Below are 8816 nucleotides of genomic sequence, written 5' to 3' on the forward strand. Positions count from 1 at the left end.
CTTAACCTCAGGCGGATGAGTTCGCTGATGAGGCTGACATAGGCGATCTGAGGCGGCGTGCTGGGCCGTGCTGAGTGGTCGGGCTACGGTTGTGAACTTGCCTATAACCGTCTTGATTGCCTGAATAGAAAATCGTGACTCTATCCGGTTGGATACTGCGCATATACTCTCGGGCACAACCGTGATTCGGCGCGGCGGAGGCAATTGCTCAAAACACTTCTGCCGCGCAGGCTCCTAGCTCTGATTTCGGTCTCAACGAAAAACTCAACCGAATGCCAAGCTTTCGAGTCGGTGAGGGTGTTCCGGTCATGCCAGTAGAGCTGTTCATCAGCAACGCCGAGCGCTCATACCACTGCTGCACGATCGGCAAATCCAGATCCAACTGGGCCGCCGTTTTCTCCAATGCCACAGGCAGGGGCTCATGAAGCTGCGCCTGCGTGCGAATGAAAACCTGGCACGAAACCCGATACGGCAGCAGCGGATTGACGTCTTCAGACACCCGGTTTACAACGGGTGGCAATTCCTTCTTTTTATCGCTGATTTTCGGAAGCGCCATCAGGCCTTTCGCAGGTATTCGAGCCACAGCTGCCAATATTATTCCGGGTGTCACTCGGTCCTTTAGCTGTGCACGGTGCCGGAATCGTTCAAGTGCACCTGACGTTTTGTCTAGAAGCGCTTGCTGCTGTGCAATCGTGTAAGACCGATCATCGCTAAGCAAGTACTGGCGAAGTGCGAGATCCAGCAGGTGGGTGTAGCTTTTTAGGGTCACCCTTTCACTCGAATGGCCCATCCACTGAGCCAGCTGAGAAAGCGGCCGCCAGGCGTTAGCGACTCCAGCATTTACCGTGTTGCCTGAGCCGTGCACGGCTGGCATGAGTTCTACGTCATTCGACCGAACCCAAGTTTCCGGCAAGAGGTCAAAAGGTTTGCGCTCCAGCAATCGCAGCAAGGTCAGCGTTGCAAAACTGTGTCTCAGATGGTGAAAACGTATATTTTCATCACCCGACACGGACCTGAGTAGGGCCGTCAGCCCATCAAACGCCCATTTTTCCTGGATTCGAAAGGTTCCGCTGACTGGATCTTCGAACAAGGCGTCACGCGCCTCATCGTTGGCGCGCCGCAACTTGCGCCCATTCACAAACCCGGTCAACCACTCCAGTTCATCTCCGGTTAAAAGCAAGCGTAAAGGAAGTCGGCGGATTGCCGCGTCCGACTTTACGCCGGCAATTTTGGTGGGACGTACGAGCAGCTCGGGATCGTTAACGGTAGGATCCCCGAGGCCATGGAAATCTCCGTATTGCCGGGCCCAACACTCGGTTCGCCGAAGCCCACAACGGAACCCCATAATCAACAGGGCCAGCTGTATTCCCGCCAGCTCATCGTCGGCACGAGCCAACAAAAAGCTCTTTGCCCGGTGATACTCCAGAGGCGTCAGTATTGCCGCGTCGACGCCATAGCCTGAGCCCTCCTCCATTGGGATACGAGGCATTCCGTAATATCGGTGAAGAAATTCGTGCCACTCGGATAATGTCTGTCTGAGTGCTCCACCGTTACCGGGAAAGCCGCTCACCACCGTCTCATAGATCGATTGCCACTCATCCGAGTCCAGGCTTTCAGGGTTCGGAATGTCAGTTGCATAGGGCAGCAAAAGTTCCAGGTGTTGAAGATTGCGAATCTTTTGCTGCAAGGCCGGTGACACACTCTCGTCAGTTTTCAGAAGGGCTCGAACGTAGTGACACATCAACTGCACCAAAATGGAGCAGCCCTTCTCTTCTGCAATTTTGTCGAGCGTTTTGAACACCTCCGCTTTCGTTGCCAATACATCCCTCCGTTGCCTGTCCGTCCCTATAGGGTCTCTGGCCCCCTGGGCGGTCAACGCTTCAGATGCCAGGAACCGCACCCGCTTCATCAGACGTTTGAAAAATGGTTTTTGGTCGATCAACGGGAATTCAGGAACGATGAGAGCCGGAGAGCCGACCATCTCGTTCTCACGCTCATCCTGAGATGCTTGCGGTGCAGGTTGGACCACCGTCCCACCGGTCAACAATCGCATCCAGTTAGACAATGGCAAAGAAGCGCCCAGGTCAGGTGTTCGGGCGTAGTGAACCAGGAAACCTGGCGCGACCATGACCAGGTTTGCCTCGGCAACCGCAAAAACATGCAACGGCCGGTTCAAGGTAATCCGGTTTGCCTCAATGAGCCCACCGACAAAGCGCGTCAGCAGTTCCTCATCCGGAGACGCCTTACCTTTTACCTCATTTACCTCTGGCCAATTGCTGCCCCAGCGCAGGTACCAGCGTCGAAGCAGCAGTTCGGTGATAGGCGCCAGAATGACCCTACGGCAGGTGTCGGTTGAGGGACGGGGACGCCCGCCAAGCGAGGTCGATTCCAATTCCAGCCATGTGTAATCACCGGCGCTACCGGCACCCTGCCGGATCGCCTCACTCAGCCGGTTGAACCATCGGCGCGCGGTAACGCCGCTATGAAAAACCAGGCTGTACAGTAACTCACCAGCATCCCTCTCCATGGCCTCTTCGGCTGGCAGCTCAGGGGCAGCAATCTCCAGGCTGGCCAGGAACGCATCATTTATACGGTCGTAGTCGGCCAATCGGGCTCCCATGTCAGGGGTGGTGAACGAGGAAAACATCTGGACGCTTTGCACAGGCATCGGGACGGGCAGCTGCCAATTCCGGGTTTTCACCCCTTCCTCCAACAGTTTCACGAGGTAGTACTGCCGGTCCTTGACCGCCCGACCTTCAACGGTTTGACAGGTATTGTCGATCAGCAGGGCAACCTCTTCGGCTGTCATCGTCAATCCTCGCTGGCCGCTTGCCAGCTCCGGGTGGTGCTCTCGCAGATATTCCCGGACCGCCTCCAGGTGGCCGAGTTTCTCGGCGTTTCGATTATTGGCCCGGTACTCGGAGCCCACTGAGGGTCCTTGGTTTGCCGCTGACAGCCTCTTCTTCAAAGCATCAATCGGTTTATTTAATGGCTCAAACACTGCTTTATCATCACGCATCGAGACCTGCCTCCACCCCGAACCCCAACTCATCCAACAACGCCGCTGTTGCCGGCACAATCCGATTCTTCATCTCGAAAAGATCGAGCGATGAGAACTTGGCGAGAGGCTCAGTCCCCACGCCCCAGTGCCCCATGAAGACGTCGACCAGATAACCTGGAACCCCCTGGTCACGCAGGAAGCCTCTCAGGGTGTGCCGGTTGACGTTCAGGGGCCACGGAAACGTCCATTGAATTTCATCCGCCAATCGTTTTGGGGTCGCGAACTCTGACTGGAGTTTCGCATCAAGAAAAACGAAGAAGGTTTCAATGGGAGCTTCGACGCCTACCTCATTCAGGCGCAGCTTCATGTGCTGCCGGTGCGTCTCATAGCGGCGAAGCTGATCGATAACGACCTCCGGCAGGTAAACCAGGCGAGAGTGGCCGAGATTGTCATCCACTTTGTCAGCAATAATTACGAATCCCCGGCGCTCGTTGAACTCGTATGGATGGGCGATCGGATCGCGAACGGCCCGAAAACCGGTCGACCACATAATCTGCAGGATGGCGTACGCTGTAAACAGATTATGAAATCTTCGGATGTTGGCCCTGGAGTAGGCCGTTTTACGGTATTCGGCAATCTGCGCTCGCAGTCGGCTAACCACGTCTCGCATGACCTCCAGACGCACGCAAAATGGAGAACCCACTCTCGGCAAACCGAAATCGAGGTTGGCGGGAGCCATCGACGGCGACGAGAGCCCCAGGTTCACCAGCCAGGTATTCACGACATCGACATAATCCGCCGCCAACGTCTCAACCGCCCGGGTGTGGTAGTAGAGGTTTGCCGATTGCCCGGTGGGTAGCGTGCGCCCGGTCACCAGGCTCGCATCCACCGTATCCGTGGTTTGATGAATCAACCCCTCAAACACGCAGGTCTGAATTCGTTTCAGGGTAATCCTCGAACCAGTGCTCTTATTGAGTTTTTTGATCTCAATCGCAATCTCCTCAGCCACAGACTCAGTTGAAAGATTATTCGCGAAAAGAATCCGGTCCTTCTTTCGAGCCCGCCTTGCAACCGGTTCTACCCGCGGCCTGAGTATTTGCCAAAAAACATCCGGAATCGGACCGATAAACAGCTTATTTGTGACCTCCATATGAGGCGCCCATTTTTTCGCTAATTTTCGACGCTCCGGAGGCTCCGCAACAAAGCCTGCCCAAGCTTGATCGTCTCTGACGAGGTAGATACATCCCGGTTTATTTCTTTGCGGATTATCCGGTACTTGAGAGCGGTTCTGGACGACCACAGTTTCCGATATAGATTCCAGAGAGCGCCCGGTGAGGAGGATCAACAGGACATGTAGGCGCGTATTTTCAGAGCCCATCTTGTTCTCAAACAGGGCTTTCAAAACCAGCCCTCGCTCATAGTCGTTGAGGCTTTCCCAACGACCTGGTAGAAAACTGTTTGCACGCCGGTATGCTGCGCGCTTCGGTTGCTGTTTTCTGAGTCCGATGGAGGGCGTTTCACCGCGCCCTGTTTTGAGAGTAGCTCCGCGCTCTGAAATCAGAACGCTCTCACTCATCAATTCCTCTGGCGCATTGCCGGCGCGCCGGAACTGCGTATGCACACCCTCCGACTTCTTCGGTAGCGTAATGTGGACCGTACGCCCCTGAACACCTTCCACCTCAGAATCAACATCGTTGTCCAAAGGGGTCCATTTACCGGTTTTCTGTATTTCCCGGCGTTGTGACTTTTGTTTGTCGGATTGGTAAGTAACGAATTTCCCTTCACCAAGATAAGATTTGAAAAATCCATGAAGTTCTTTGAGGTAACGTGTGTCCTGCCCTTCAAATTGCCGTTGATCCAGGTGCTCATTGACTCGGGCAAAGTGTCGCTCAAATTTTTCTATATCGTTTAGAGGCTTTGGCACTTTCACCAAAGCTGAGTCCGATAGGAACCTTAACGCTCGCCAAGCATCAGCAAGCCGCCGGTCAAACCCCTCCTTTTCGGAAGGAACTAATTCTTTTCGCCAAACGGCGGCAGTGTTAATGACATACGCTGAAACCTGCAGTCTAATTTCAGAGCACTCCGGTTTCCTCGCGAGTTTGTACAGCCCCGCATGCTGCGGAGATTCACCGACAATTCCCCGGGGTCCCCGGCGGTTGGGGGCAAGTTCCTCATACTTCGTTTCTACTGAACCGCAACCCAACCATTCCAGAAATGCGTCCGCACCGTCGATCGGCTGCGAAATTTCTTCAAATGCCTTCACCAAGCGTGGTAGCAGACTTACGATGCTATCCATCCCGAGCCAGTCTGATCGAGGCTGCACAAGTTCGATCAGGAGAGCCTCGGGGTTATTGGGGTCAAATTTCAATGCCATCACGCGACCTCCGCGTCGTTGAGGGGAAGACGCATCTGAGCCTTCGCCGTTAGATAACCCGTGAGATATTTCTCCAGGTTCTTGAGGTGCCGCCGCTCGGCTTTGCTGTCAGGGTTACCGTCGTCACACTGTTGAGATGTGTCCTGAACTTTGTGGAGCAGACTTTCAGCGTTGGGTGAGAACGGCGCTAACTGTCCGATGGTGTCGAGTGACAACGCCGAAATAGCGGCCCAGGCATTCTTCGGATTGGAAAACTGTTTGAGGAGACTGTCGCTATGGAGATCATTCAGCCACTCGATACAAGAAGCGGTGAGCGTCGCGCAGAGCTGTAGACGTAACCCCGACTCTCTTTCTTCAGCAGCCTGTTGCCACATAACCGTGAAATGAGCTTTGACCGCGTCGAGGATTTTCGATGCTGGGGCATCGTCAGCTACATCATCGGGTTGCACAGTTCCATCGTTATCCTGTCCCAACAGTTCTACCTGGCGTAGGGCATCGCTCAGGTAGTCAGGGACAGCTGGCGACGAGCTCTGGAGGCCTGGCTGTTCAGAGCCGGAGGCTAGTAGGTGTTCAAAAATTGAGCGGGTGCGGGGGTCCAGAAATACAGGCTTGATATCGGCACTTGAGGTTCTAGCCCCCGCCTCAGCAACACCCGCTTCCAAGTCGGGGTGATCAACCTCACTCAGCGCGTCATGATGGTCAACTTCAGGCTCCTCGCTCTCGTCCGGCCGAAGTAAGTGCCGTGCCAGTCCGGGAACGAGAACCGGTTCCTCATCCTGGATTTTGAGCTTGCGGCTGATGCCGGCGAACTCCTCCAGCCCCACTCGAGTGTTGAGAGAAGGTGAGATCCAACGGCGCTCCTCATCCGAAAGACTGGCCCAGAGTCGAAGGAAAGCATTTTGCGAGCCCAGCCCGAAAAGCAACGCTGCCAGTAATCGCGAAACCTGCTGACTTTCAGCTTCTCGGTGCTTCCACACGAGAACCTGAACCTTGTTATCCGGAGCGAATACTTTCAGGAGTGCAGCTACGTGCGCGTTTCCGACGACACGGTAATCGCCATTCCTGGTCTTGCAAACCGAAACAGGATAGTGACTGGCCACAGCTAGAAGCGCGTCTTCAGTGAGGAGTTCTGGCCTACGTAGTCCAGAGTAGGAGCCGAGGATCACGTCCTCAACCTCGGTATCTAACCGTTCAAGTCTTAGTTGCGCAACGCGTAAAAATTTTAGGGTTCGCTTAGTTCCGGTCACGTTCTGCTCCTAACTGAATTCAATCGACATCAGGGGCGTTCGACCTTTGCCCCTCAAAAATCCTTTTTTAGGAGTATCACTGCCCCAGAAAGTGCGCAAGCACGCAGGCCGTCAAAAAACCGAGCCTTTTCAGCAAGTTAGGTAGGCTTAACGCCTACCATGTAACCATAAATGACCACCGAATCATAAAATATTATATGTAAGTAACTGATTTTTATGATTATGTTTTACCCAAGAAAAAACCGTTTATTTCACCAAGCTGGGAAGGAACTGGAACAGGCATTGGCGTCGTACTGGAAAATGCGTACGAAAAAGCCCGCTTTTAATCTCGACTTTGGAGCAAAACAAAGGCGAAGTGACCGCAAAGGCAGCTCTCCCGTCCAGCAAAATCGAGCAAGAAATCAGAAAAATCATCGTTTGTGAGGAGTCGCCCTCAAGCGCCAATAACTCCGGTAAACTAGATCTACGAATCAAGAAAAGTGAAACTCTAGGTGAGCTGAATATCCGCTTTTAAGATGCCAAGCCGAGTGCCCGGGCGAGAAAAATGCGTGACGAAACGATCCTTGTTGTGGACCTAGAGGCAACTTGCTGGGAGATGCAGCGGGCACCCAATGGTGATTCTCAGAGTATCCACAACATGGAGATCATTGAAGTCGGGTGTGCCCTCGCCACTCGGAAGGGAAACCTGCTGGATGCCCACGCGTTTCTGGTCAGGCCAACCCGGAATCCTGTGCTGAGCGACTTCTGCATGGAGCTGACCGGGATCACCCAGTCGATGGTGGATGCCGCGCCCACGCTCCCCGAGGCGATTGAGGCCATGAATGCCTGGCTGGGTGATCTGCCTGACGATTTTATCTGGTGCAGTTGGGGTAACTATGATCGTTTGCACCTGGAGGCTCAAAGCCAGCTGGACGGTGCTTGGCCGGTCATCCTGGCTCGCCCGCACCTGAATTTGAAACGTATCTGGCGACGCACCACGGGGCAGAAGAGAAAGAATGGATTTGCCCACGCGCTAGCTTTTCACGGATTGGACTTTGAGGGCCATCACCATCGTGGTGTGGACGATGCGCGAAATATGGCCCGAGTCCTCCCGTATATGGATTGGTCTTTGGAACCCGAGTTGCTGACGCCACCGGAGGTGCCAGTATGAAACTGGTCTGTATTTCCGACACTCACAGTCTGCACCATCGCATACCGGATATTCCAGATGGCGATGTCTTGATCCATGCCGGTGACTGCCTGGGCCAGGGCACGCTGGAGAACATCGAAGAGCTCAATGAATGGCTCGGAACGCTGCCGCACCGTCATAAGATTGTGATTGCCGGCAATCACGACTGGGCCTTCCAGGAAACCCCGGAATTGGCACGGCAGGCACTGACGAATGCCATTTACCTGGAAGACAGCGGCGTGGAGATTGAGGGTATTCGGTTCTGGGGTTCACCCTGGACGCCCACCTTTATGGATTGGGCGTTTATGCTGGAGCGTGGCCAGCAGTTGCACAAAAAATGGCAGCTTATACCGAGCGATACCGATGTGCTCATTACCCACGGCCCACCCAAAGGTATCGGCGATGAGGCAAACCTCGGATTCAAATGCCAGAATGTTGGCTGCATTGACTTGCTTAACCGAATCCAGCAACTCTCACTCAAAGCGCACATTTTTGGTCATATCCATGAAGGCTATGGGGAGTATCAGAAGGGGCTAACGACGTTGATCAATGCCAGCACCTGCACCGCTCGGTATGAGCCGCGGAACGCGCCGATTGTGATAGAAGTTTGAGGCGGTCAAATTTGACCGGGGAGTCGAAATGACAGCAGAAGAGCTGATAACGCAACTACAAAAGTTGCCGCCGGAGACGCCGGTGCTGGTTGAGGGCTACGAAACCGGATTTGATGAGATTGTCGAGCTCACACCCGAACAGGTAGTCCGGTACCGGCATGCTCAGGTGTGGGATGGCGAATACCAGGCGCTAGGAGTCTGCGCGGCAGAAGTCCGTTTCTGGCATAATAAACCGAAAATTTTTCGGCAACAGGACGTCTGATGGGAACCACTTTCCGCCCGTACTCGCCCGACCAGGAATTGCTCCTTCCCCCAAGCCTGAACGAGTGGCTGCCTGATGGCCACCTGGCCTATTTTGTCAGTGATGTTGTCGAGGAGCTGGATTTGAGTGCGTTTTACGCCCGCTACGAAGGCA

The 8816-nt window shown here is 54.3% G+C and carries 6 protein-coding genes and 1 pseudogene; 4 read left to right on the forward strand and 3 right to left on the reverse strand.

Going from position 1 to position 8816, the window contains the following annotated elements; genetic code table 11:
- Window positions 1-208 precede the first annotated feature (208 nt).
- The 3 genes from C7H09_RS09175 to C7H09_RS09185 are packed head-to-tail and all read right to left on the reverse strand — an operon-like array spanning window position 209 to window position 6622.
- Window positions 209-3079, reverse strand: coding sequence for a hypothetical protein (locus tag C7H09_RS09175; protein ID WP_133166217.1), 2871 nt, complete (start codon window positions 3077-3079; stop codon window positions 209-211).
- Window positions 3012-5375, reverse strand: coding sequence for a hypothetical protein (locus C7H09_RS09180; RefSeq protein ID WP_106762261.1), 2364 nt, complete (start codon window positions 5373-5375; stop codon window positions 3012-3014). The genes C7H09_RS09175 and C7H09_RS09180 overlap by 68 nt, the downstream gene beginning before the upstream one ends.
- Entirely contained in the window at window positions 5375-6622 is a 1248-nt protein-coding gene (locus C7H09_RS09185) for a hypothetical protein (protein ID WP_035232415.1), read from the reverse strand. Before C7H09_RS09185 ends, C7H09_RS09180 begins: the two co-directional genes overlap by 1 nt.
- Before the next feature lie 544 nt (window positions 6623-7166).
- Here C7H09_RS09185 and C7H09_RS09190 point away from each other — a divergent pair.
- From C7H09_RS09190 to C7H09_RS20205, 4 genes and pseudogenes are all read left to right on the forward strand, one after another.
- Window positions 7167-7772, forward strand: a complete 606-nt coding sequence (locus C7H09_RS09190) for a 3'-5' exonuclease (protein WP_106762262.1) — start codon at window positions 7167-7169, stop codon at window positions 7770-7772.
- Complete coding sequence (locus C7H09_RS09195; protein WP_106762263.1) at window positions 7769-8401, forward strand: metallophosphatase domain-containing protein; 633 nt, start codon at window positions 7769-7771, stop codon at window positions 8399-8401. The genes C7H09_RS09190 and C7H09_RS09195 overlap by 4 nt, the downstream gene beginning before the upstream one ends.
- Window positions 8402-8429: 28 nt before the next feature.
- Entirely contained in the window at window positions 8430-8663 is a 234-nt protein-coding gene (locus C7H09_RS09200; protein ID WP_106762264.1) for a hypothetical protein, read from the forward strand.
- A pseudogene (locus tag C7H09_RS20205) lies at window positions 8663-8816 on the forward strand (IS5/IS1182 family transposase); the annotation flags it as partial. The gene C7H09_RS09200 and the pseudogene C7H09_RS20205, both read left to right, overlap by 1 nt.

It is taken from the genome of Marinobacter fuscus, assembly GCF_003007675.1.
Classification (GTDB): domain Bacteria; phylum Pseudomonadota; class Gammaproteobacteria; order Pseudomonadales; family Oleiphilaceae; genus Marinobacter; species Marinobacter fuscus.

What these genes read in the sequence shown, in the direction of transcription:
- C7H09_RS09195 (WP_106762263.1), top strand. Translation starts at nt 7,769, where the DNA reads ATGAAACTGGTCTGTATTTCCGACACTCACAGTCTGCACCATCGCATA.
- C7H09_RS09200 (WP_106762264.1), top strand. Translation starts at nt 8,430, where the DNA reads ATGACAGCAGAAGAGCTGATAACGCAACTACAAAAGTTGCCGCCGGAG.
- C7H09_RS09180 (WP_106762261.1), bottom strand. Translation starts at nt 5,375, where the DNA reads ATGGCATTGAAATTTGACCCCAATAACCCCGAGGCTCTCCTGATCGAA.
- C7H09_RS09190 (WP_106762262.1), top strand. Translation starts at nt 7,167, where the DNA reads ATGCGTGACGAAACGATCCTTGTTGTGGACCTAGAGGCAACTTGCTGG.